The organism is Rahnella sp. WP5, assembly GCF_000745615.1.
Classification (GTDB): Bacteria; Pseudomonadota; Gammaproteobacteria; order Enterobacterales; family Enterobacteriaceae; genus Rahnella; species Rahnella aceris.
Map to the genome: position 1 here is coordinate 15,431 of NZ_JQJR01000006.1, position 24,640 is coordinate 40,070.

The following is a 24,640-nucleotide window of genomic DNA, read 5'->3' on the forward strand; positions in this document are numbered from 1 at the left end:
GCCGGAAGGCACCTTTATGAGATTCAGAGATCCTCAGGATCTGCCTAAATCATTCGAGTTGTATCAAGGCGACAACTGAACTTATCCCCGGGAGCTTACAAAAGTAAGTGACCGGGGTAAGTGAAGGCAGTCAACGCAGAGACAATTCGAAGGATGACGGCAGAATCAGTCCCACCAGATATCGAACAACTCTGAAACTTCCACGTCTTCCATTTTATGGTCTTCTAACCATTTTTTGACCAGCGCACGCTGTTCATCAGTGCAATGGCCGATGTCCTGACGGCAAACCAGACCTTCCCATTGCAGATAGCCACTGCCGTCGAAGGCCAGCTTATTTGGCTCGATCACACCGTCAATGAATTTATCCAGTGATTCGTCAATGGTTTCTACCGCGGTACCTTCCGGGAAACGCCATTTTACAGAGAAGCCCAGTTCCTGGAACTCGGCAATGTGTAACTTCTTACGTAAACGACGACTGCGATTTGTAGCCATTATTGCTTCCTCTCAAACATCAGATCCCATACGCCGTGGCCTAAACGCTGGCCACGCATTTCGAACTTGGTCACCGGGCGGGATTCCGGACGCGGGACATAATTGCCCTCCTGCGACAGGTTCACCCAGTTTTCTAAACTGGTCATGACGTCAAGCATGTGCTCCGCATAAGGCTCCCAGTCGGTTGCCATGTGGAATACACCGCCCACTTTCAATTTCTTGCGCAGCTTCTCAACGAACTCCGGCTGCACGATACGGCGCTTATTATGACGCGCTTTGTGCCACGGGTCAGGAAAGAATAGCTGCACCATGTCAAGCGAGCCATCCGGAATCATTTTTTCCAACACTTCGACCGCATCGTGACACATTACGCGCAGGTTACTGACACCCTCTTCATGCGCGGTCGCAAGACAGGCACCGACGCCAGGCGAGTGAACTTCAATGCCGATGAAATTCTGGTCCGGGTTCTGTTTCGCCATCGTGACCAGCGAGGTGCCCATCCCGAAACCGATTTCCAGCACAACCGGTGCCGGGCGACCAAACAAGGCATCAATTGCCAGAGGTTCTGCCTGAAACTCCACGCCCATCACCGGCCAGAAATTGTCCAGCGCGAATTGCTGACCTTTGGTCAGACGGCCCTGACGGCGGACAAAACTACGGATACGGCGCATCGCGCGACCGTTCTCGTCGAACTCCGGTGAAATGACGTCGTTTTTCATGGTGTTTCCACTCCGATTGGCAAGACGCGGTACCCGCGCGCGGATGCCTGTGCTTTGGTCACTGAATATAAGGAAAGGCGCATTATCCAAACTTACTCCCGATTAGCAAGGTTTGACGGCAGGAAATCCGTCAATACAGTGCGGAAAGTTCCGGTTTACAGCCAGACGGGAACTGTGATGTGATCAGCCCCGTCTTTTAACCCTGCCGGACTGTAATTCACCCATGATGGAAACCCCTGGTTTTATGGAAGCAAAAAGTTTTTCGCCGCTGGTGCTCGACTGGTATCAGCGCTATGGCCGCAAAACGCTGCCCTGGCAAATCGCAAAAAACCCCTATAAAGTCTGGCTTTCTGAAGTGATGTTGCAGCAAACGCAGGTAGCGACTGTCATCCCGTATTTTGAACGCTTTATGGAACGTTTCCCGACGGTGTCTGATCTCGCCGCCGCGCCACTCGATGAAGTACTGCATCTGTGGACCGGGCTGGGTTACTACGCCCGCGCACGAAACCTGCATAAAGCGGCGCAAACTATCGTCAGCCAGCACAGCGGCGTATTTCCAACAACCTTTGATGAAATTCTTGCGCTGCCCGGCATTGGCCGTTCCACAGCGGGTGCCGTTTTGTCGCTGGCACTGAATCAGCATTACCCCATTTTGGACGGCAATGTGAAACGCGTGCTGGCCCGCTGCTACGCCGTTGACGGCTGGCCGGGCGAGAAGAAAACCGAAAATAAACTGTGGGCGATCAGTGAAGACGTCACACCTGCCGAAGGGGTCGCGCAGTTTAATCAGGCAATGATGGATCTGGGTGCGATGGTGTGTACCCGCAGTAAGCCGAAATGCGAGCTATGTCCGGTGAAGTCAGGCTGTGAAGCCTATGCACATCACAGCTGGGCAAAATATCCGGGGAAAAAACCCAAGACGACGTTACCGGAAAAAACGGCCTTTATGCTGATGATCCAGCAGGAGGATAAAGTCTGGCTGGAGCAGCGTCCGTCCGTCGGCCTGTGGGGCGGATTGTTCTGCTTCCCGCAATATTCGACCGAAGACGAACTCACGCTGGGGCTGCAAAAATACGGTGTTACGCAAAATGCGTTGCAGCAGCAGACCGCCTTTCGTCACACTTTCAGCCATTTCCATCTGGATATCGTCCCGATGTGGTTAAATCTGCGTTCTCCGGCAGGTTGCATGGATGAAGGTGCGGGTCTCTGGTATAACTTAGCGCAACCACAATCCGTCGGGCTGGCTGCGCCGGTTGAACGTCTGCTGATGCAATTAGCAAAACAGACCGCTGGCAAATAACCGCCCCAAAAGAACGATCGATAAGGAATTAGCATGAGCAGAACGATTTTTTGCACCTTTCTCAAGCGCGATGCCGAAGGGCAAGACTTCCAGCTGTACCCTGGCGAGATTGGCAAACGTATTTTCAATGAAATTTCCAAAGAAGCCTGGTCACAGTGGATGGCCAAACAGACCATGCTGATCAACGAAAAGAAACTCAGCATGATGAACCCGGATGACCGTAAATTGCTGGAACAGGAAATGGTGAATTTTCTGTTTGAAGGTCAGGACGTTCATATCGAAGGCTACACCCCGCCATCAAAATAATCATTTGTAACAATGGTTGAAACATTAAGGCAGGCGCTCCGGGCGCCTGCTTCTTTCAGCAGAAACGGCTTGTAAGATGAAGAAAATTTTAGCTTTGCTGATTATCGCGCCAATGTTGATCTCCTGCTCCGGCAGTAAGAAAAACCAGTTCAACGAAGCTTATGTGAAAGATACCAACGGATTCGATATTTTGATGGGGCAGTTCGCCCATAACATCGAAAACATCTGGGGCATAAATGAAGTGCTGATCGCGGGTCCGAAAGACTACGTGAAATATAGCGATCAGTATTACACCCGCAGCCACATCAACTTTGATGCGGGTACCATCACCCTCGAAACCATTTCAGGCACCGATCCGGCCGCCAGCCTGCGTAAGGCAATTATCAGCACCTTACTGGTGGGCGATGACCCGGGTAACGTTGATCTCTATTCAGACGTCAACGATATCCAGATCAGCCGTGAACCGATGTTATACGGTCAGGTTCTCGACAACACCGGTCAGCCAATCCGCTGGGAAGGCCGCGCAGCCAGCTTTGCCGACTATCTGATCCAGAATAAGCTGATGCGTCGTCAGTCCGGTCTGCACGTGATTTATTCCGTGACGATTCAGATGGTGCCAAACCACCTGAATCAGCGTGCGCATAAATACCTGCCGATGATCCGGGAAGCTTCCGCGAAATATGGTGTCGATCAGTCGCTGATACTGGCGATCATGCAAACAGAATCGGCCTTTAACCCGTATGCGGTCAGTAATGCTGATGCGCTGGGTCTGATGCAGGTTGTGCAGCACACCGCAGGCGTAGATGTGTTCAAATCTGAAGGGAAATGGGGCAAACCGAGTCGCAGCTATCTGTTTGATCCGCAGAACAATATTAATACCGGCACCGCGTATCTGGCGATGTTGCAAAACGTGTATCTGGGGAATATCAGCAACCCGACATCGCGTCGTTATGCGGTGATTACTGCTTATAATGGTGGGGCGGGCAGCGTGTTGCGTGTGTTCTCAAGTAATAAAACTCAGGCGTTTAACATCATCAACAATATGTCACCGGGCGATGTCTACACCACCCTGACGACCAAACATCCGTCCGGGGAATCGCGCCGCTATCTGTATAAAGTGAACAATACTCAGCGCAGCTATCGCCGCGTGGATTAACATTTTGTCAGCAAATAGCCCTGAAGCGGAGGCAGAATAGCCGCCGTTTCAGGGCAAGACTTGTTCGATCGCCTTCAGATAACGGGAAATAACGATCTTTTCATCGAACTCCCTGACCATCTTTTTCCGACTCTCATTGCCCATTTCCAGACGTTGCACATGAGTCATATTAATGAGCCGCTCCATCGCCCGCGTTAAGCAGTCCGTATCTTGCGGCTCACACAGAAAGCCATTTATCCCATCATCTACCGCATCCTGACAGCCAATATTACGGGTGGTAATCAGCGGCTTTCCCATCGCTCCGGCTTCAAGTAATGATTTCGGCACGCCTTCACGATAAAAAGAAGGCAGCACAATACAATCAACCTGCGCGATTTCCTGCTCAACATTATCGGATGTCCCCAGATATAGAATATTACCTTCCTCAATCCAGGCGGCCATACGCTCAGTCTTCACCGCTGCCGGATTGCTAACATCCAGAAATCCCAACAAGCGAAATTCGCAGCGTTGACCATGACGCTTCTTTAGTTTACGTGCGGCTTCAACATAATGCTCAACCCCTTTGGAATAAAGCATGCGTGCAATCAGGGTGAAACGCACGACATCGTCGTCGGGTGCCGGTGTCACATTAAAACGAACCAGATCAACCCCAGAACCCGGTAAACGTTCGGTATGTAAGTAATCAGGCAGCATTTCAGTCAGGAATAATTCGCGGTCACCCTCATTTTGGAAAAATATTTTGGCCGCGTAGCGCTGGCTGAACCGATACAGGTGCTGACAGATTACCCTTACCATCCCTTTGCTCATGAAAACACTGCCCAGTCCGGCGATATTATTAATGGCTGGAATATTCAATACCTTTGCTGCGAGCGTAAAGTAGATATTATTTTTAGGTGTAAAATTCAGAATGACATCCACTTTTTCTTTACGTAACACATACCAGGACGAAAGCAGAGTAATAGAATCTTTAATGATGCTAGTCCCTCCAGAGTCTATTTTCACTGAAACGGTTTTACATCCCAGTTCAGCAAGCCGGTGAGTATATTCATCCACAGGTGAGATGGCTATAACCTGATAGCCACTCTCTAACAGCGCAAGAATAGTATTTTTACGAAAATTATAAAGATACCAACTGGTGTTGGCGGTGATTGCGATGGTGTTTTTCTTATCGATTCCGTTCAAAATTATAGTTCCTTTTTGTGGCAGAAAATAACTTTCAACTCTTATTGCAATACATCCTGATTTATCCTTAAAGATTTCCAGCATGAATCAGAATACTTTTCTATTGCAGGAAGATTGTTACCTGTCGCAGCATTGACATTACAAATGCTGTAATCTCCTTTACTTGCAGATGAACTCCGATTATCAAAAATGTGAAAATTATTATTAACCTGATTTTTCGGAATTGCCGATTTGATGAGAATACCTCTGACAACCTTGTCGAAGATATTACCTTTGATCGTGACGTTATCAGGAACAGTCCCTCCCGCATGCCTCAGGCTTATCACAATAGCAGCCATTCCATGCACGTCAGTGAAATGATTACGACTGATCATAATGTTATAAATGCGCTGAAGCGAAGTGTTAGGTTCCAGATCAATGCTGCCTGGCATTCCTTTACGTGAAATACGGGTAAAGCGATTTCCATCAATAAGGATATCATGCCCGTCAATAATACTAATGCCATTACGGTTACTGAAGTTAACGCCGTCAAAGATGACGTTTCTTATCACAATATGGTGGTTTGAAACAACATTCCCCTGCCCGACATAAACTCCATCGCCACGAAACCCTGTGAGGTTTAAATTTGAAAGCGTAACATCGTGCGCATTGAATATACTGATCAGAGGATTATGTTCTGCGAAGCCATTTTTTTCTGCGCCGCCAATAAAAGAAACCCCCGAAATTTGCACATTACTGACAGCCCTTGTGCTATCGCCCGAAGAAATATTTATCACGCCAACAGTATCCGGTAAGGTAAAAGTCTGTTGAATTTGCGCACCTTTTTCACCGGAAAGCGAGGTATTGCTGTCAATGAAGAGAGGATGACTGAGGAAACAGCCAGGGTGAATTATTTTAATCTGCGTATTTTTTATTTCCCTCTCTTTAAAAAAGTGATAAATGTCAGGCGTAATCAGGCAGTCAATGATGACTGTCTCAGCCCGACATAAAGAGCCGCTCATCAGCACTATCAGTACAACGCAACAAAAACAAAGAGGATGTTGCACCCTAAGCGCTCCTGCGGGAAAGCAAATAATCTTTATAGTGGCTGAAGAAATCAAAGCGAATTCTTTCTAATAACTCAGGTTGATAAAAACGCGCCTTATTAAACGAGTAGTGCGCCATCATTAACATTTCATGACGGTTATTCAGTAATTTCTCAATGTTTTTTGCCAACCCATTGGCATCATCGGGCTTATGCAAATATTCGCTTTGACATAACTCAGGCATTCCTCCGGCAGAACTGGTGATCACGGGGCAGGCTCGCGACATGGCCTCTATCACAGCCCGTGGCAACCCTTCCTGATTACTCGGCTGCACATAGAGATCGACAGTATCAAGAAATGAAAAAATGTCTTTCCCCGGCGTCCTTGGTCCGGAGAAAATAATATTGTCACGCAGGGATAATTCATCAATCATTTTAATATTCTTGAATTTACTTCCCGCACCCGTGATTTCAAGAACGATCGAAAAACCTCTTTTTTTTAGCCGATAAATTGCTTGATAAAGGGTATTAAAACCTTTGTGTGGACTGTCAAGAGAAGCAATCATACCTATTTTGAAAGGCCCGCTGGAAGACGCAGTGATTTTATGCAGCCTTTGATTAAGAGCATAAGCCGAAGTCGGCAATAATTCTACGTTAGAAGCAGACACTACATGATGTCTGTTGGGATAGCGTTTTTGCAAAAAACTGCCTGTCACATAAATAGCACCCCAGGCTTTTTTAATCGCCTGCTTCACTCGCCAGGTTAATACCGGGGCATAGAGTAATCCTTTCAATGAGCCGTATCCGACCATCGCATCCCATGGGCACGCGACCACCTCAACGACATAAGGAATATTCATCTGCCGCGCAAGCTTTGCGGTAATAAGACCTGTTTCGCTGGGTAACCTGATCACAACGCCATCACAGCCCCTGAGAGCCTCTTTAATTGCGATGACATTTTTACGGGAGGGTAATAACACAGACTTCAAAGAGGAATGATTTTCTATTTTTTTGAAAACCATTCCATCACCGCTGGCCAGAGTCCAGTGCGGCGAAAATGAGGAATCACTTTTATAACGGGATAAAACTATTATTTCATCAAAATGATGCAAATACCGGGCAAAAGCAGAATAAGGAAGTTTACCAGGAGAATATACTTTCTCATCGTGATGAATAAAATAGTGGTCATGCGCAAAAACCATTTTCATGGTAATTCCTTAACTTTCATTGCAGGAGATCCAGCATACACCCCCGCAGTCAGGTGTTTTTTGGTAACAGAATTTGCCGCTACCACAACGTCAGAATCAATGACCGAACCCGCGAGGATCCTTACTCCGCATCCCACCCATACATTTGAAGCAATACAAACATTTCTCAGGTCGAGCGACTGATATTTAAAGGGCTGTCCGCACAATTCGTAACGATGTTCAAAGGAGATGATCGAAACAGAATGTGCAAACGATACATCACTGCCCACAGAAATATTTCCGGCAGCATCAATATAAGCGCGTTCATGAAAACTGATATTACTACCCAGTGAGAGGTTTTGCGGATTTTTGAATACGCACCATCGTCCGATATAGACATTCTCTCCGCACGTTTTTACCAGCGTACGAATAAGAATATAACGGATCCCTACCCCGATTCTTCCGGGAAAACCGGAGAAGACATCCAGAAGATAAGCGCGGAAAATTTGCGGTAAAAGAGACGTTATGGCACATAAAACGAGAATAACTCCCCGCCAGCGACGAAAAGACGCACGGCCAGTTTTAATATTTTCAGGCATATAACCTCAATATTTCTGTCGCATTCTGCCCGATTGAAAAACGGCCTGTTATAACATCAGTATTAATTTTTCTCGTTGCTGACTGAGTCATCAATACATCAATCTCTGACGTCCATGCGCAGAGATCGCTGAGTGACTGATGGGAAATACGCTCAGTCACATCAATAAGCCGCGGAACGTGCAAGGACGCGATGACCGGTAATCCGGCAGCCTGAGCTTCAATAGCCGCAAGCCCGAGACCTTCGTGCAGCGACGGGAACAGGAACACATCCATAACATCGCGTAAAATTAACAATGCATCGTTTCTTGCGCCGGTCAGGATAACTTTGTCAGCAAGACCCCGCTCAACGGCTCTTTTGTGTAAGTCTTTTCGCAAACTTCCTTCACCAACAATCAGTAAACACACATCTTGATCCCGGTATTGCGACAGTATTTCAAGCAGGAATTTGTGATTTTTGACGGATTCCATTCGCCCGACGGTTCCCAATACGAACGTGCTTTCAGCAATGCCCAGATCATGTTTAAGGCTGGTGGGAGCAGCAGACACAAGACGATGGAAATCTTTACCACAGGGAATAATATTGACCACAGGCGCCCCTGTTTTATAGTGGCAACGCGCTGAATCTTCACTTACCGCGACGCAACAGGTTGAATAACGCTTAGCCAGGAAAATTTTGAAACTGATTTCAACGCGTTTTATCGGACCAGAATTTTGGTAGTGCAGCGTTCGATCTGAATGAGCATGAGAAATAATCCGTGCTATTCCACACTTTTTAGCAATGTACGCCACGAGACCATTATTGAAGCTGACATGACTATGACAGACGTCATATTTGTTCTTCCTGAAAACGGAGAATAAGGCAGCCAGGTATTTCAGCGGTTTTTTATAAGAAGGAATATGTATTATTTTGCAATCCATAGCTAATAAAGCATCTTCGTAAAACCCTTTATGGGGCTTATCGACGATAAAGGTGTGTTGAATACTTCCTGAGGTTTCTATCGCAAAATCAAAAAGCCAGCTTTCAATCCCACCGATATCCAATTGACCTAACAGGTGTACAACTTTAATTTTCTTCATCTGATGTCCCTGAGGCATAGGTTCTTAAATAAAGGAGTATGGAGAAAATAACCAGTGGCATAATTAGCAATTGTTTTCTGAAAACGGCATCCCCCACGCTTCCAAAAGTATAATCGGTACGGATAGCGTAGAACCCAACCAACGTCATTACGGCAGAATAAATCAGGACACACATAATCGATGACATCAGTCTGGAGTCCAAAATGAGTGTGGTATATTTTATTGTCCTGATAAGCACAAAAACTATAGTCACAATGACACAGAGCGCAGGTAGTAATGTAAACCCTTCATAATTCATCCACTGCGCAGGGTTAGGGGCCATATACATAAAAGCAAAAATCATTGGCCAGTTAATAATCAGCAGAATAGATTTGAAAAATGCGGCCAGCATGAGAATAAAAAAAGCCCCTAACGTGATGAACTTCATTGCCCGGTAATATTCCAGAGTAAAAACAACATACAGAAGTGCCGTTACGGGAGAATAAGGTCGGAGCAGGAAACAATAGCCAGCCAGCATCAGTATCACCACGGCCTTGAATAATCGCATCACTTTCCCCTGCGTCTTACAAAAATCGACTAACGCCAAAGCCAGAAGGATTGTCAGAAAGAGAATGAATATATCTTTACCAAAAACTGAAGAGAAATAATTAAACGTCGGAGAAACAATAATCAGGGATATCAGAACACAGCGAAAATCAACTGAACTCACATTAGAAAACAATCGACTCATTGCCGCGATGCTCATCAATTTAAACATAAAATTGAAAATAACAATATAAAATGGATCTTTGGCAGGCATCAAACTATAAAATATATGAACTGGCACCCCGAAAATAAAGAAAGATCCCGGACCTTCAGTCATGCCGTTCTCATGCATTGCGGCCATTCTCGCCACTGCACCGGATAAAATTTCACTCAGCGAATTATTTGACAGTAAAAAATTATAATATCGTACGGCATCTATTCCTGGGAAAATATTAAAAACATTAATACAATAAAAAGTATAGATAGCAGAAAATAATAATGCCGCAATGACCAAATAATTATACCGGGCCCCAGGAATGGTAATCGCGGGAATGCTCAACGCGGTCAAAGTAAAAATCACCCCGCCTGCTGCATCACGGGCATCAAAAATAAGATGTGTTATACACACAGAAGTGAGCATCATCAAACAAAGGTAAATAACACCACGTTTAAAATTAATATTCACTGTTACCTCACTGGTCGCTTTCTGTCACAGGCCTGAACACAGTTATATACATCAGCAAAGCAACAAAACTATTTGAGAAAAACAATACCCATGGTACAGAAAACACATTCATAAACTTACAGACCAAGAATAATATGACACAATGAATAACCCCACCCGTAAAAGTACAATAAGAAATTGCTTTACTCTTCCCATAAAAAAAACAAGTCGATGCCATAATCAGATAGAACCCCTGCGATAAAAATGCAGGAACCATAATGACTACAAATCGTTTAACGTCCTTATACTCCTCACCCGCCACCAGATTGTATATTCCCTCGGGAATTAACTGTGCCAAAATGGTTACCAGTGTGCTCAGAAAAAAATACCCAACGAAGATCAGCGTAAAGTGTTTACGGCTGATTTTATTATTTTTCAACTGACTGTACAGGTGAGGTGTTAATGCTTTATTCAGGGCCATCAGCACCACAGTAATAATTACGCTTAACTGAAATGATGCAGAGTAATTTCCCAGCGTGGAGCTGGAAAAATAGTTACTGATCATAATCCTGTCCAGTCCTGACCGGGCCAGAAAGCTCATATTATGAATAATGAGTGGAATACCAAAAAGTAGCAATTGTGATGATGTTTTTTTAACGGTATCAAAACAAAAATCGGCCTGCTTCAGACAGTTTTTGTTGGACCATGAAGAAATAAATATTGAAATCAGGAAACCAAGAATAATCGCGTAAACCCTGATTTCATAGCTCACCTTAAAACAGTACAGGAACAATAATGTGATAACGAATGACATTGCTGCATTAAGGACTTGAGCAGTCATGTATTTCTTCGCTTCTTTCCTGGACTGATTAATCGATACTAGGTTTGTATAAATACATTGAAAATATCCCGCAATCGCGGCAAGAATAATTATATCACTCGGATAAAACGCATATACCCCAGCAACGCAAAGGATAAAGGCAACGGATGATATAATGACAGAGGAGAAGAAATAGTCTGCCGAGTTGTAATCTTCTTGCGTATATTCGTACTTAATTATTGCGGCAGATGCGTTTAGTCCAATGAAGACAAAGAAGACCGCGACATAGGCATTAAATAAGGATATTTTCCCATACTGCTCAGGGCCTAAAGCACGTGAGAGAACAGGGAGAAGAAGGAAGGGGAAGATTTTTACAATCAGTTCCCCGCCGACATACATAATACTATCACTGAATATCTTTCTCATTATTTTTCACTAACTGGCATGATAAGCATCGTGATTCAGTCTTGATTGTCAAAAATAAGAATCTCTGTTAACCCCTGCAATATCAAAACTCAGTGGTAAACTCTCATGTTTCAGGCGAATGATATTCATAAATTTCTTTTTTCCCATAGTTATAAAAACCAGAAGGTTTATTAACTACTGCGTTGAGTATCACTCCATTAATATCAATGTTATTTCTGTTAAATACTCTGATTGCGGATTCTATTTCACGCACTGTGCTCTGCTCAAATTTAGCGACCAGCATAGAAATACCTGCGTACCTACCTATAATAACGGCATCGCTTACCGCAAGGACTGGTGGCGCATCAAGTATGACGAAATCATAATTGTCTGAGGCCCAATGAATAAGATCGTGATACTGCTTACGCAGCAAAAGCTCTGAAGGGTTTTTTGACCACTTCCCGCGAGTGATAATATCCAGTCCGGGGATTTTAGTACTCTGAACAGCTTCCTGACACGTGATTGAACCCGTAATCGCATCGGTTAACCCGACGTTCTTAACATCGAAGATCCGATGCGCATATCCTTTTCGCATATCACAGTCAATATATAAGACCCGCTTGTCAGCCTGACTCACCACCACTGCAAGGTTGGAGCTGATGAATGTTTTCCCTACCTCCGGAGTGGCACCGGAGATCATCAACACATTTGAACGAGCTTCCATCATCGAGAAATACAAACTGGTTCTTAAATTCCTCAGAGCTTCTATCGCAATATCTGATGCTTTTTCAAGTGCTAACAAACTAACAGGCCGAGTATCACTCATAGAATGAGAATAGTGATCATTCCTCCACTCTGACAGAGGCACATTTGAAACGACATTAAGACCGATATCTTCAAGTATTTCTGCGGAGTCGATACCCTGCTGTAATGAGACCTGTGCCAGTATAAATCCAACTGATGAAATCAATCCCAGGCAAGCAAAGATAAATATTATCAGGACTTTATCAGGCTTAACCGGTTTTAATCCTGTGACGGCACTGTCGATAATTCTGACAGAGCCAATAGTACTTGCCTGGCTGATTTTAAGTTCTTGCTGCTTATTCAACAACTGCATATAAACGAGCTGACCCGATTGGACATCACGCGTCAATCTGACGACTTCCTGTTGCGTCAGAGGCAAGGTGCTGACTTTTTCATTCAGATTTTTCTTTTCATCTTTCAGAACCTGGATTTTTTCAATCAATGCTAAGTAAGCCGGATGTTGTGTTGTATATAATTTTGAAATTTCGGTTTCTTTAAGGATAAGCTGATTAATCTGACCATCGAGTTGCACCATGCTATCGAGCGTTGATTTTGCTTCCATCGGTAAATCTACGGAATTATTACGACTTCTGAAGGCGTTTAATTTCGTTTCCGCGATCCCGAGATTGTTTTTTACCTGCGGAAGCTGACTCTTAATAAATCCCAGACTTTTCTCCGCTTCTTCCGCTTTTCGGTGAATACTTTGACGAGCATAGCAATCAATAATTGTCTGAAGGATGTTCTTAATTTGTTTACGATCCTTGCCATTGTAGCTAATAGTCAAAATACCGGTATCTTTGCCCTGATCGATGACGTTGACATTAGCTCGTAACTCCTCAATGACCTTAAGTGTTTCAACTTTGGTAACAGAAAACTTATCTCCCTTAAGAGCATGTATTTCGTTCACTTCAATACGAAATTCAGGAGTTTCCAGTATCTTCCCTGCCATTCCTGATACGGTAGTACCGGACGGTGACGTTATCTGATACTCAGCGTCACTGAGAATTTCAAGAGTATAAGAACCTCCGATAACACCTCTGCGTGGCTCAAAGATATCCACCGCGATCCGCGGTACTCCAGGCTGTGAATAACGTCGTATCGCCTCTCCAATGATGGGGAAACTGATAAAACGAACTTCAGTATCCAGATTCAGTTTAGCAACCGTTTCGCCAAGGATTGCCCGGGAGGTAACCAGTTGCATTTCTGTCGCAGAAACAGGCGATTTCGCCGGCAATAATTGCGAGATATTACTCATCATGTCGATTTCGCCTGAGTGATCGACCTGAACTAAAGCGTCAGCATGATAAACCGGAGATGATAAAAAGGCATATAACAAACCGATAAAGACAAAAATAAAGGTAATCACAATAATAATGTATCTTTTATCAATGATAGCGCCCATATTTTTACGTAAATCAAACTCGTCCGGGATACATTTATTTCCTGACTGACCCGTCATTTTTCCAATCATTTTAAACCCTGATAATTTAAAGCAGCTTTCCAGCCAGATACTGACTCTTTTATAAGAGAGAATATATAATCAAATGCTTCCATATCTTTTCCATAAGGATCGGGAATTTCTTTCCGCTGATTCCAGTGGCCCAGCAACATAATTTTCCCTCTGATTTCGGGTAAAGAATGAGTGATGGCATTGATATGCGTCCGCTCCATCACCAGAATAAGATCAAACTCCTTACCCCTTTCTGGTGTGAACGGCTTCGCCTTATGATTTTCCAGTGATATCCCGTGGCGTTCAGCCACCATTTTTGCCATGTGATCAGCCCTTTGTCCGTTAAGCGCAGACAAGCCTGCCGACTGTATATTTTTTTCAGGCAGACATTGTTTCATCAAGGCTTCGGCAATCGGTGAGCGACATATATTCCCCACACACACCACCAGGATAGAATTAAATATCACCTTTTCTTACCAGTTTCGAATATAACGGGCAGTTTCCGTCAGATCATGAACCCCGGTAATGGTTGGCAATAATTGTCCGATAATACGGTTCCATTTAGCCAGCGGAGCTGTCGTCACATAAACAATATCGTAAGGCTCAAGCTGGAATTCGGTTCCCAGCACCAGTGCCGTAGCATCGCTTGCATTCAACTGGTAGATGTTCGCTATTTTCTTTTTAGCATCCCTTTTCAGGGTTCTGATGACAAATACCCCTGTGGCATCCGACGTTAACGGATCCATGCCTTCAGCATTAGAGAGGGCTTCGGTCAGTGTCATGCCGCTACGATCCATGCGTAGTGTCGTTTGCTTTTTCACTTCGCCCATCACGAACACTTTCAGCTCGTCATTTCTCGGGACATAAAGAATATCTCCCGGCTCAAGCAAACGGTTCTGCCGCATATCTCCATGCTTCATTAAAGACTGCAGTGAAATGAGGGATTTCTCGCCATTATGCGACAACACGATATTATTCCAGTCTGCATTTTCACTTAATCCCCCCGCCAGATTAATTGCGTCCATAATGGTCATGGGAACGTTAGTGACAGCTAACTGACCGGATTTTTGCACCTCACCGGTGACATAGACTTTCTGCGAGCGGAACGTCGCAACATTGACATCGACCTGCGGCGATTGAATATATTGGGTGAGCCTGGCGGTAATATCACGACGAATTTCAGAGGTCGTTTTGCCTGCCACGTTGACCATCCCTATGTAAGGGTAAAATATGGCACCTTCGGCGTTAACCCAGTTCCCGGCATCGCCGGCACTTCGATACTGACCGGCAGGTGTCGTCAGTTCAGGATGATCCCATACTGTAATTGTTAATATATCGCCGATGCCAACATAGTACTGGTACTTGTTAACACGTGAATCAAGGTCGCTGTTGACTGTCGCAATGGCAGGGTGGCGAACAAGTGACTCCACCAGTTTAGGCGTGATGGGATAAATATCGACCATTGCATTAATATCCTGATAAGGGCCGTTTTCTTTCACGACATTTTTACCGGAAGTACTTAGACCGATACCAGGCGATAACGTACATCCACAAAGCGATACTACAAATATGATGAGTGGAATAGTAACAATCTTAACTTTCATAACGTTTTAACCGTTTATTTTCATGGGGAGTAGATTTAATGGTGTTGTTTTTTAGCAAAATATCTACAAGGAGTCTGGAGGGATATTGTCACTCAATTTAGGGATCGATAAATATTGCGATAGCATTGAGTATTTTTTCACGCTACCGCCCATGGATGTTGTAGACATCCATTAGAATAATAAAATTGTTAATAAGACCTTTACAAAAAAAATGTAATATCAGCCAGTCTCCGCTTAAAAAAAGCAGAATTTGATCATATCTATAGATCAGTATAAATGCCGACGACAATAACAGATCGTTTATCGTCGTGTTTATTGCACTGACATTTCTATGGTTTTATTATCATTCTCATCTCCCGGGGAGACTTCTGAATATTTTGTATGAATCACCAGCCAGTGACGAACAAAACAATAGGTGACAAAAATCAGGCAGAATAAAAATAAAGACAGCAGTTCATTTACTTTAAGAATGTTTAATCCGATACCAAATGCATTCATCAAAAAAGAGCCAAGAAGAATAATACTGAGAGTTTTTTTATTGGAGAAACCATAATTTATGAGCAAGTGGTGCAGATGCGTTCTGTCTGGCTGGAAAGGAGAATGTCTTCGGATGAGACGCCCAAACATCACCGCAACCAGATCCATCAGTGGGACAGCGATCAACCAGATTGCAGTTGCAGGTGCCATCACGGCGTTATATTCCCCGGTGGCCAGCATGATAGCCCAGATAACCGTAAACCCAAGGAATGTACTCCCCGCATCTCCCATAAAAACTTTCAACCTGGAACAGCTGACATTCAGGAAAATGAAAGGAACAATTGCCGCAATAAAAAGCTGACAGTACAGCGCCATAGGCATTTTCCCTGCCACAGCAAAGCAGATTGCCAATCCCGTAAATGAAAGAATACTTAACCCGCCTAACAGCCCGTCAATTCCGTCTATCATATTGAAAGCATTAACTGATGCCCAGACAGCCAGTAATGAGACAGGGAAACTTAAGATCCCCAACCTAAGCTCGTAATTGTTCCACAAATTGCCGAAAGAGCTAATATATACGCCGTCAGACATAATGATAATTGCACCTGCCGCCTGAACAATCACGCGAAGAAATACTGAAAGAGCATAGCGATCGTCAAGAACACCGATACAAACCAGAAGGAAGCTACTCATCAGAAAAGCATTATTATGCGTAACGAAAGGGAAAAAAAGTAAATTCATTACCACCACCGTGAGATAGATAGCAATGCCGCCTACCAGCGGAATATTACTGCTGTGTTTTTTTCTGTAATCAGGCTTGTCGACCAGTTTTAATTTGATACTTACAGCCCTGGCCGCCAGTAAAAAAATAAAACAAATAATAGGGGTGACAAATAAAAATCCGTACATCCCGTTAACATCCTTTTCCATGGAGTTTTTATTTTAAACAGTTGAAGTAAGCTTGGCAATTTATAGGAATGGAAAGTAAAAAGCAACATCTGGAAACAAGTTTGATTTGAAAGTTGAGAGGAAGAACATGAAAATAACACGTACAACTAATATCACACAAAGCATACAAAAAACGAATTATTTTCTGCAATTAATAACACAAACAAATAATCAAACGAACTAACAAAGACTATTTATATTAATGGCAACACTTGAAAAAACAAAACATTCACAAAGCATATTAATATAATAAATAATGCAGAGGCTATTGCCTCTGCATTATTTGAAAACCAGCAAGTGGATAATTTATTTATTACAGCAAATTACGCAGAAACCACATACCCCATCACGCGTTTCCAGCCGACCGTTTTTTTCTCAATATACACACCCTGCAATTCTGGAGAGAAACCCGGCAGCAGATTGATACCTTCTTCCAGCGCCATAAAATAGCGCTGAACCGCCCCGCCCCACAGTTCGCCCGGCACGACACATAGCACGCCAGGAGGATATGGCAGCGCGCCTTCCGCAGCGATACGGCCTTCGGCATCACCAATTGCCACCAGCTCGATGTTATCGCGGATAAACTCGTTATGCGCATCCTGCGCATTCATCACTACCTTCGGGAAACTCCTCTCACGGAACATCTCTTTCTGTAACTCTTTCACATCAAAGCTGACGTAGAGATTATGCATTTCTTGGCACAGCTGACGGATGGTGTAATTCCGGTAGCGGTCTTCGTTTTTGCGATACACCGTCGGCAGCACTTCGCTGAGCGGCGCATCTTCTTCGATGTATTGCTCAAACCGCACCAACTCTTCCACCAGCAACTGCATTTTGGCCGGTGTTTCCGCCGGGGTAAGCAGGAACAAAATCGAGTTCAGGTCACATTTCTCCGGCACGATGCCATTCTCGCGCAGATAGTTCGCCAGAATGGTCGCCGGTATGCCGAACTCCGTGTATTTACCGCTGGAAGCATCAATGCCCGGCGTAGTCAGCAGCAGCTTGCACGGATCAACAAAATACTGTTTTTCGGCATAACCGTCGAAGGCGTGCCAGCGTTCACCCGGCACAAAATCAAAGAAACGCACATCGTTGGCCATTTCATTGGTTTCATGATCCTGCCAGCGTTTGCCGCCGACGGTTGGGGGAACGAACGGTAAAATCATCGAGCACTGATCAAGCAGCATTTTGCGGGTTTCGATGCCGAGCTTCACGCACTCCATCCACATGTGTTTTCCACTGCCACCGGCATGAATGCGCGCATTGACGTCAAGCGCGGCAAACAACGGATAAAACGGGCTGGTCGAGGCATGCATCATAAACGCATTGTTGAGCTTTTTATGGCTGCAATGACGCTTCTGGCCTTTGATGTGATTGTCTTTTTTGTGGATCTGCGAGGTCTGTGAGAATCCGGCCTGTTGCTTATGTACCGACTGCGTAACGATAATGCCAGGGTCATTTTCGTTAAGCTCCAGCAGCAGCGGCGAGCATTCTTTCATCATCGGGATGAATTGCTCGTAACCGACCCACGCGGAATCAAACAGGATGTAATCACACAGATGACCGATTTTATCGACCACCTGACGCGCGTTGTACACGGTACCGTCATAAGTACCAAGCTGGATAATCGCCAGGCGGAACGGACGTTTTTCAGTCGCGCGATGTGGCGCCACTTCTTTGATTTGTGCTCGCAGATAAGTTTCATCGAAACAAGCCGCATCAATGCCGCCGATAAAACCGAACGGATTACGCGCTGTTTCGAGATAAACCGGCGTAGCGCCCGCCTGCAACAGCGCACCGTGATGGTTTGATTTGTGGTTGTTACGGTCGAACAGCACCAGGTCGTCGCGGGTCAGCAGCGCGTTGGTGACGACTTTATTGGCCGCAGATGTGCCGTTGAGCACGAAATACGTTTTATCCGCGCTGAAGACTTTAGCCGCATACTTTTGAGCATCTTTCGCTGAACCTTCGTGGATCAGTAAATCGCCCAGTTTGACGTCCGCATTACACATGTCGGAGCGAAAAATATTCGGGCCATAGAAATCATAAAACTGGCGCCCTGCCGGATGACGACGGAAAAACTCGCCGCCCTGATGCCCCGGACAGGCGAAAGTGGCATTCTCCATCTCGACATACTTTTTCAGCGTATCGAAAAACGGCGGGAATAAGGCTTCTTCATAAACCTGTGCGGCAGACTCAATCTGCGCGGCATAAAATGCCTGATTGGCGTCCGATAGCGTGATTACGCCTTTCAGCAACGGCAGAAACTCAGGTGAAACCTGCTCCGTCCCCTGCACCGCAACAAACGCGGGAATACCAAATCCCAGCGTTTCAATATCCGCCAGCCTGCCGTGGTTCAGGTCACCGACAGAAATAATGATGGCCGCAACGTCCGCGTAATCGGCGCGACGCAGGTCAACGACCAGACGTGCTGTCTGGAGATAAGGGGCGACGGAAGCGCTTGCTGCAAGTTTTAAGTGTTTCATTCAGACTCTCAAACGGTTAAGTAAGAGGGTGTGCCAGGTGGCACGGCAATGAGCTGGCTCATACGTCATTAAAGGTATAGAGCGCAGAGTCCAGCCCGGCAAATGACGTTGGCTAAAGCGAGATATCGAGTGCAACAGAACAATGCCGGTATGGCAAAGTGGTGACAAATCGGGTTTCAGGCCAGGCCACGTCTGATAGACAACATTAAAATCAGAGAACTGCTCTGTTTTATTCTCTGTTTTTAATAATGCCTGACAGCGAGCAAACGGTAGCCTTACCGCATGAAAGAGACTACAAATGGAGGAAAACTGAAATCGTGGTGTTTACAGCACCCGGAGATCATCATCAGATTGTTTGTGCACTGACGAACAGTGCGATGTGATAAACCAGCCATGCCGCAACCCTCTTGAGCTGTCGCGTGAAAACGGGATCAGAGTTGTTTAATAAATCGGCGCAATAATGGCATCTTTTACCCCCCTGTTCAACCCTGAACATTGCGCGAATTTCTTACAGAATGCGACATAGATTACGCCCGGAATTTCCGCGCTTTTCGGGATTATTGCCGGGTACGAACGGGGTAAGCGGCCTGAACCCTAAGTTAAATCGTCAAATTGTCGTAAAAAGCATCAGTCGGTTGACGAACCCCGCGGTTGTCACAAAAAGCCGTTGACGGCACATGCCCGATACGGTTTAATGCGCCCCGTTGCCCGGATAGCTCAGTCGGTAGAGCAAGGGATTGAAAATCCCTGTGTCCTTGGTTCGATTCCGAGTCCGGGCACCAACATTCCAAACCCTCGCTTATGCGGGGGTTTTTGCTTTCAGAGATACGGACTCTCCATACTGTCTTCAGTGTGTCAAAAGGCGAAACATGGGAAACCCGTACTCATTAAACGCCCCGATAGCCAGGCGTTTAATGAAGTTTACGATTGTCGCTATTTCGACATTGTCACCAAAATAGGCTTTTTCACGAACAACCCGTAGCTTAACGCGCCCAGCATCAGTAAACCGGCACCGAGAAAGAAGACGTTGGTGAACTGCCCGGTTGCATCCAGAATAAGTCCGGTGACAATCGGCGCACAGGCCGCCCCCAGGAAACCACCAAAGTTCTGAATGGCGCCCATCGATGCCACCTGCTCTTTCGGCGCAATGTCTGAGGCCAGCGTCCAGATGACACCCTGCGGCAGTTGCGAGAAGAAGTAGCCAACTGACAGCAGCGCGATACTCAATGCTGTGTTGTGCACAAAAGGAATCGGCGCCACAAAGCAGGCCGCCAGCGCTGCACCGGCCACAATCGGCACCTTACGCGCGGTAATCGTCTTCACACCGCGACGGATAAGACGGTCAGAGATAGCCCCGCCGCACAGCACACCTAAAATCCCCGCCAGGAACGGAATGGCCGCCAGCCAGCCTGTTTGTTTCAGGCTAAAACCCAGCGATTTTTCCAGGTAGCCCGGCAGCCAGGTCAGGTAAACCCAGATGGTGAACATGATAGAAAAGTTGCCGATCACCATAAACCAGGTGGTTTTATGCCTGAACAACGCTCCCCAACTCGCCTTGTTATTGCCGTTAACTTCGGTCACCGACTTCTGCACCAGCTGAGAATTGGCGTGGATCACCTTTTCTTCGCGATCGGTCGGATTGCGGTAGAATTTCAGCCATACCAGCAGCAGCGGGATCCCCGCCAGGCCAATGGCAATAAACATGCCGCGCCAGCCGAGCGTTAACAGCAGCACGGTCAGGATTGGTGGTGCAATGGCATTGGCAATCTGCGAACCGGTATTGATGATGGAGGTCGGCAGCGCACGCTCTTTATCTGAGAACCAGCGGTGAGTAATCTTGATGCCGGAGGTAAAGAACGGTGATTCGGAAATACCCAGCAGCATGCGCAGGGCATAGAACATGGAATAACCATTAACGAAACCTGCCATCACCGTGAAGGTGGACCACAGCCCCACGCCCCACGAGAACATTTTTTTAGGACCGAAACGGTCAACCAACCAGCCCGCAGGCAGGTTTGCCAGCGCATATGGCCACAGGAAAGCAGACAGCAGCAGGCCCATTTCCGTCTGGCTGAAACCAAACTCTTTCGCAATGGTGGTATTAGCAATACTTAAATTGGCACGGTCGAGATAATTAATGACCGCCGCCATTAACAAAATAAAAATAATGCCCCAGCGCAAGCGTGAAACAACAGGAGCAGCCGTTTTAACCAAAGATGTATCGGGAGGAGAGGTAGCGTCTTTCATCATTTTAATTATCCACTATTGGTTATTCATAAATAAGTCATCATTGAACAGACTCAGGTGAATTTTAATCACAGCTTTACGAATAAAAGACTGACTTCGGGTATTACAGCAAGGGCGATGTAAATCTTGCGGAAAGAAAACGGCAAACATGCCGGGTTCCAAACGAATCAGCGATTCATTATTCGTTTCCTGATAAAACACGATGTCATGCTTCTCCGCCCGGTCTTCTGCCACCTTGTGCTCCGCCGCACCGCGCGCCACACCGATGGTTTCTTCTCCCTGCAAGAGAAATTGAATATCTGCAAACCTGAAATGTGACTCAGCCCGCATTTCATGAGCAGGAACGGTATTCATTTCCTGGAGAAGGCAAAACATCTTGTCCGGAATAATATCGAATTTCCCTGGTGTCAGCGTGGTAAAATCAGTTTGAGTAATATACTCAATACCTTTATTAATAATCGGATGGAAAGCGAATTTCTCACGTTCCCAGTCTCTCAGGCAACATACGATCATGTTGAATAATCCTTTTATATTTATATTCAGGGTCGGATTACGGCTAAAAAGGTTATAGATTTGAAACTGACGGCCTGGCAGCATCATCATGTACATTGAATATCCGACCAGGCCATTAATCAGCGGATAAGATGGCAACTCATCCGCATCACTCACTCATTGCTATCTCACCTTATACGGCGGCGATTTTTTTCTGCCACAGCGCCGTGCCGCTGTGAATTTGATCCAGCAATACGGTCAGCCCCCAGAACTTTTCCAGCACATTGTCTTTATTCACACGGCAGAACTCGCTGTCGAAAGTACCCAGACGCTGATGATAAATCTTGGCATTCTTCGGATACCCCAGTGTTTCAGTCACCGCGCCCAGCGACAGGAAAATGGCTAACTCGTCGGCGAGTTGCGGCTGGCTTGCCGCCTTGTGATACAGCCAGCTGTATAGCTCGGGGTGGAAATTGGTGAACACGCCGCTGAATCCTTTAGACCCCGCCTGCATCGCCGGATAAGCAATCGCGGCATTAGCATTAATGATGTTCAACGGCGTATTTGCCACCAGCTTCACGCGGCGGGTAACGGTTGCCAGGTCACAGCTCACGTCTTTCAGTACAACAAAGCGGCCGGTGTTGGCGCAGTAAGTGAGCTCTTCGTCGGTCAGCAGACGGCGATACGGTGCAGGACACTCATATAAACCCAGCGGCATGGATTCAGGCAAGGCACTCAGCAATTTATCCAGCGTGGCAAAGAAGGTCTCACTGCCCTGATTTTTCGGATCGAGATGGTTGGTGACCAGCACCAGCGCGTCGGCTCCGGTTTTCGCCATCGCACTCAGCTCACTGATTTGGTCATTGATATCATCACTGATATGGCCCGAGGCAATCACCGGCACGCGCCCCGCGACGTGCTTCACCACAAAACCGGCCAGCGCAACGCGCTCTTCGAGGGTCAGAAACTGCATTTCGCTCGACTGACACACGGCGAACAACGCATCTACACCTTTCTCAAGATACCAGTCGATCAAACGGGTCAGGCCCGGATAGTCAATCTGGTTGTCTTCGGTGAAAGGGGTCAACATCACCGGCACGATGCCTTCAATACTTTTAGTCATGACTGCTCCTTAAGACGGAATCGATTACGTGGCCGCTAAACTCAATGCATCAAGGCAGCGACCGTCACAAGAAACTACAGAATTACCGCCGCATTTATCGCTGCGCCAGACGTGCTGAAACCTGGGCCTTATCGGGCATGTTTGATGCACCTTCACGCTCGACGGCCAGCGAGGCAAACGCCGCGGCATAGGTCGCCGCCTGAACCAGACTTTGTCCATTGGCAATACTTGAAGCCAGCGCGCCGTTGAAAGCATCGCCTGCACCGGTGGTATCGACGCTCAGCGCCGGGAAGGCCGGAATGTGCTGGAACTGATTACCGTCAAACAGCAACGCGCCGCGCGATCCCATGGTAATAATCACCCGCCTCGCCCCCTGGCTGACGATACGCTGTGCAGCCTCTTTGGCGCTGGCTAAATCCTTCACGTCAATGCCGGAAAGCTGCGATGCCTCAGTTTCATTAGGTGTAATAACGTCAACATATTCAAGACACTCAAGCGCATGGCTAGAGAAAGGGGCCGGGTTGAGAATCACCTTCACGCCCAGCGCTTTGGCCAATTTCATCGCGCTCAGGGTAGCGGCAAAATTGTTTTCGAGCTGTACGAGCAGCACGTCCGAATCTTCCAGTTCGGGGGCAATCGCTGCCACTTCGTCTTCGCTGATGGTTTTATTGGCACCGGAATAAATGGCAATCATGTTCTCGCCGTTTTCCTGCGAGACATAAATGATGGCGTTGCCGGTCGGCTCAGTGTCCGACTGATAAAGGGTAAAGGAGTGGATCTCCGAGGAGGTCAGGTGATCATAAGCAAACTGGCTGAACTGATCCTTACCCACCTTGGAAACGAAATGCACTCTGGCACCCGCACGACTGACCGCCGTGGCCTGATTCGCCCCTTTGCCGCCGGGGCCGAGCGTGCTGCCCAGCGCCAACAGGGATTCTCCGCCTTTTGGAAAACGTTCAACCTTCGCCACGATATCGACGTTAAATGAACCCAGAATGCAAACCTTACCTTTCATGTTCTTTCCTTTCCCCTGTTGTACGCTCTGCTTTCTTTTCTGACTCTGCAGCCGTTGCAACAACACTTCAAAGTTGCCACCGGTGTCAGCAATTAGCTTTGACTGCAAACTCCGCCGTATCACCATTGCACCGCCATGACATCGCTGAACCAATTTTTCAGCCGCCAGGGCATTCAGATCACTGCGAATGGTCTCTCTGGTCACCGCAAACAGGGACGCCAAAACCTCCACTTTTACCCGCTCGTTTTTATCCAGATATTCCAGGATTTGCTGCCGACGTTCTTCAAGAAACATATCCACCCGCCTTCTCTGTATTCAGAATAAGTGCACGAAACTGATTAAAGAGTGATGATCCTCATAGCTTAACCAGCAAAACGGAAGTAAACAAAAATGGGAATTTTTGATTTGGCGAAGTGAGAAGAAAGGAGCAGAAAAGAGCAGAAAAGAGCCATCGAAAGTGAGGGGCTGTCACAAGAGGGCGCGCATTACCCCGGTGCTCGTTTCACCCGGACACACATGACGCCGCCTCTTTTCGTA

Annotated in this window: 21 protein-coding genes and 1 tRNA gene; 4 read left to right on the plus strand and 18 right to left on the minus strand. The window is 46.3% G+C overall.

From position 1 onward, the window contains the following. Window positions 1–165: 165 nt before the first annotated feature. Together EX31_RS02725 and trmB are read right to left on the minus strand one after the other, a co-directional pair. A complete protein-coding gene (locus tag EX31_RS02725; RefSeq protein WP_013576838.1) occupies window positions 166–492 on the minus strand; it encodes a YggL family protein in 327 nt (108 codons plus the stop codon). Next, window positions 492–1,211: a tRNA (guanosine(46)-N7)-methyltransferase TrmB gene (gene trmB, locus EX31_RS02730; RefSeq protein WP_013576839.1), complete on the minus strand. Its 720-nt coding sequence runs from the start codon at window positions 1,209–1,211 to the stop codon at window positions 492–494. Before trmB ends, EX31_RS02725 begins: the two co-directional genes overlap by 1 nt. A 244-nt stretch (window positions 1,212–1,455) precedes the next feature. On the opposite strand from trmB, the gene mutY reads away from it, so the two are divergent. From mutY to mltC, 3 genes are all read left to right on the plus strand, one after another. Further along, window positions 1,456–2,511, plus strand: a complete 1,056-nt coding sequence (gene mutY, locus EX31_RS02735) for an A/G-specific adenine glycosylase (RefSeq protein WP_197060708.1) — start codon at window positions 1,456–1,458, stop codon at window positions 2,509–2,511. Between the two features lie 33 nt (window positions 2,512–2,544). Next, window positions 2,545–2,817: an oxidative damage protection protein gene (locus EX31_RS02740; protein WP_013576841.1), complete on the plus strand. Its 273-nt coding sequence runs from the start codon at window positions 2,545–2,547 to the stop codon at window positions 2,815–2,817. A 76-nt stretch (window positions 2,818–2,893) separates the two neighbouring features. Continuing rightward, entirely contained in the window at window positions 2,894–3,973 is a 1,080-nt protein-coding gene (mltC, locus tag EX31_RS02745) for a membrane-bound lytic murein transglycosylase MltC (RefSeq protein ID WP_013576842.1), read from the plus strand. A gap of 48 nt (window positions 3,974–4,021) precedes the next feature. Here the strand turns inward: mltC and EX31_RS02750 are convergent, their stop codons facing one another. The 12 genes from EX31_RS02750 to speF form a co-directional block, all read right to left on the minus strand. Continuing rightward, entirely contained in the window at window positions 4,022–5,155 is a 1,134-nt protein-coding gene (locus EX31_RS02750) for a glycosyltransferase family 4 protein (protein ID WP_037033275.1), read from the minus strand. A gap of 41 nt (window positions 5,156–5,196) precedes the next feature. Further along, window positions 5,197–6,201 (minus strand): right-handed parallel beta-helix repeat-containing protein, encoded by a 1,005-nt coding sequence (locus tag EX31_RS02755; RefSeq protein WP_037033277.1) that lies wholly within the window; start codon window positions 6,199–6,201, stop codon window positions 5,197–5,199. A gap of 1 nt (window position 6,202) precedes the next feature. Next, a complete protein-coding gene (locus EX31_RS02760) occupies window positions 6,203–7,387 on the minus strand; it encodes a glycosyltransferase (RefSeq protein WP_037033279.1) in 1,185 nt (394 codons plus the stop codon). Beyond that, window positions 7,384–7,965, minus strand: a complete 582-nt coding sequence (locus EX31_RS02765) for an acyltransferase (RefSeq protein WP_037033281.1) — start codon at window positions 7,963–7,965, stop codon at window positions 7,384–7,386. The genes EX31_RS02760 and EX31_RS02765 overlap by 4 nt, the downstream gene beginning before the upstream one ends. Further along, window positions 7,958–9,043 (minus strand): glycosyltransferase, encoded by a 1,086-nt coding sequence (locus EX31_RS02770; protein ID WP_037033283.1) that lies wholly within the window; start codon window positions 9,041–9,043, stop codon window positions 7,958–7,960. Before EX31_RS02770 ends, EX31_RS02765 begins: the two co-directional genes overlap by 8 nt. Further along, complete coding sequence (locus tag EX31_RS02775) at window positions 9,030–10,253, minus strand: hypothetical protein (protein ID WP_037033284.1); 1,224 nt, start codon at window positions 10,251–10,253, stop codon at window positions 9,030–9,032. The genes EX31_RS02770 and EX31_RS02775 overlap by 14 nt, the downstream gene beginning before the upstream one ends. 7 nt (window positions 10,254–10,260) lie before the next feature. Next, window positions 10,261–11,478 (minus strand): oligosaccharide flippase family protein, encoded by a 1,218-nt coding sequence (locus tag EX31_RS02780; RefSeq protein ID WP_037033286.1) that lies wholly within the window; start codon window positions 11,476–11,478, stop codon window positions 10,261–10,263. Window positions 11,479–11,581: 103 nt separating this feature from the next. After that, window positions 11,582–13,732, minus strand: a complete 2,151-nt coding sequence (locus EX31_RS02785; protein WP_037033288.1) for a polysaccharide biosynthesis tyrosine autokinase — start codon at window positions 13,730–13,732, stop codon at window positions 11,582–11,584. Beyond that, complete coding sequence (locus EX31_RS02790; protein ID WP_081925130.1) at window positions 13,729–14,178, minus strand: low molecular weight protein-tyrosine-phosphatase; 450 nt, start codon at window positions 14,176–14,178, stop codon at window positions 13,729–13,731. Before EX31_RS02790 ends, EX31_RS02785 begins: the two co-directional genes overlap by 4 nt. Window positions 14,179–14,184: 6 nt before the next feature. After that, entirely contained in the window at window positions 14,185–15,315 is a 1,131-nt protein-coding gene (locus tag EX31_RS02795; protein WP_037033290.1) for a polysaccharide export protein, read from the minus strand. A gap of 312 nt (window positions 15,316–15,627) precedes the next feature. Then, the gene (wecA, locus tag EX31_RS02800; RefSeq protein ID WP_231576023.1) at window positions 15,628–16,722 is read right to left on the minus strand and encodes a UDP-N-acetylglucosamine--undecaprenyl-phosphate N-acetylglucosaminephosphotransferase; all 1,095 of its coding nucleotides are present in this window, start codon (window positions 16,720–16,722) and stop codon (window positions 15,628–15,630) included. Window positions 16,723–17,063: 341 nt separating this feature from the next. Continuing rightward, window positions 17,064–19,226, minus strand: a complete 2,163-nt coding sequence (gene speF, locus EX31_RS02805) for an ornithine decarboxylase SpeF (RefSeq protein ID WP_037033294.1) — start codon at window positions 19,224–19,226, stop codon at window positions 17,064–17,066. A 706-nt stretch (window positions 19,227–19,932) separates the two neighbouring features. Between speF and EX31_RS02810 the strand changes: the two genes are divergently transcribed. Beyond that, window positions 19,933–20,008: transfer RNA gene (locus tag EX31_RS02810), tRNA-Phe, on the plus strand. 151 nt (window positions 20,009–20,159) lie between these two features. Here EX31_RS02810 and EX31_RS02815 read toward each other — a convergent pair. From EX31_RS02815 to rbsK, 4 genes are all read right to left on the minus strand, one after another. After that, complete coding sequence (locus tag EX31_RS02815) at window positions 20,160–21,473, minus strand: MFS transporter (protein WP_197060710.1); 1,314 nt, start codon at window positions 21,471–21,473, stop codon at window positions 20,160–20,162. A gap of 15 nt (window positions 21,474–21,488) precedes the next feature. After that, the gene (locus tag EX31_RS02820) at window positions 21,489–21,986 is read right to left on the minus strand and encodes a NanQ anomerase/TabA/YiaL family protein (protein ID WP_037033559.1); all 498 of its coding nucleotides are present in this window, start codon (window positions 21,984–21,986) and stop codon (window positions 21,489–21,491) included. A 172-nt stretch (window positions 21,987–22,158) separates the two neighbouring features. Further along, on the minus strand, window positions 22,159–23,088 hold the full coding sequence (locus EX31_RS02825) for a dihydrodipicolinate synthase family protein (protein ID WP_037033298.1): 930 nt from the start codon (window positions 23,086–23,088) through the stop codon (window positions 22,159–22,161). Between the two features lie 94 nt (window positions 23,089–23,182). Further along, window positions 23,183–24,397 (minus strand): ribokinase, encoded by a 1,215-nt coding sequence (rbsK, locus tag EX31_RS02830; RefSeq protein ID WP_013576858.1) that lies wholly within the window; start codon window positions 24,395–24,397, stop codon window positions 23,183–23,185. Window positions 24,398–24,640 lie beyond the last annotated feature (243 nt).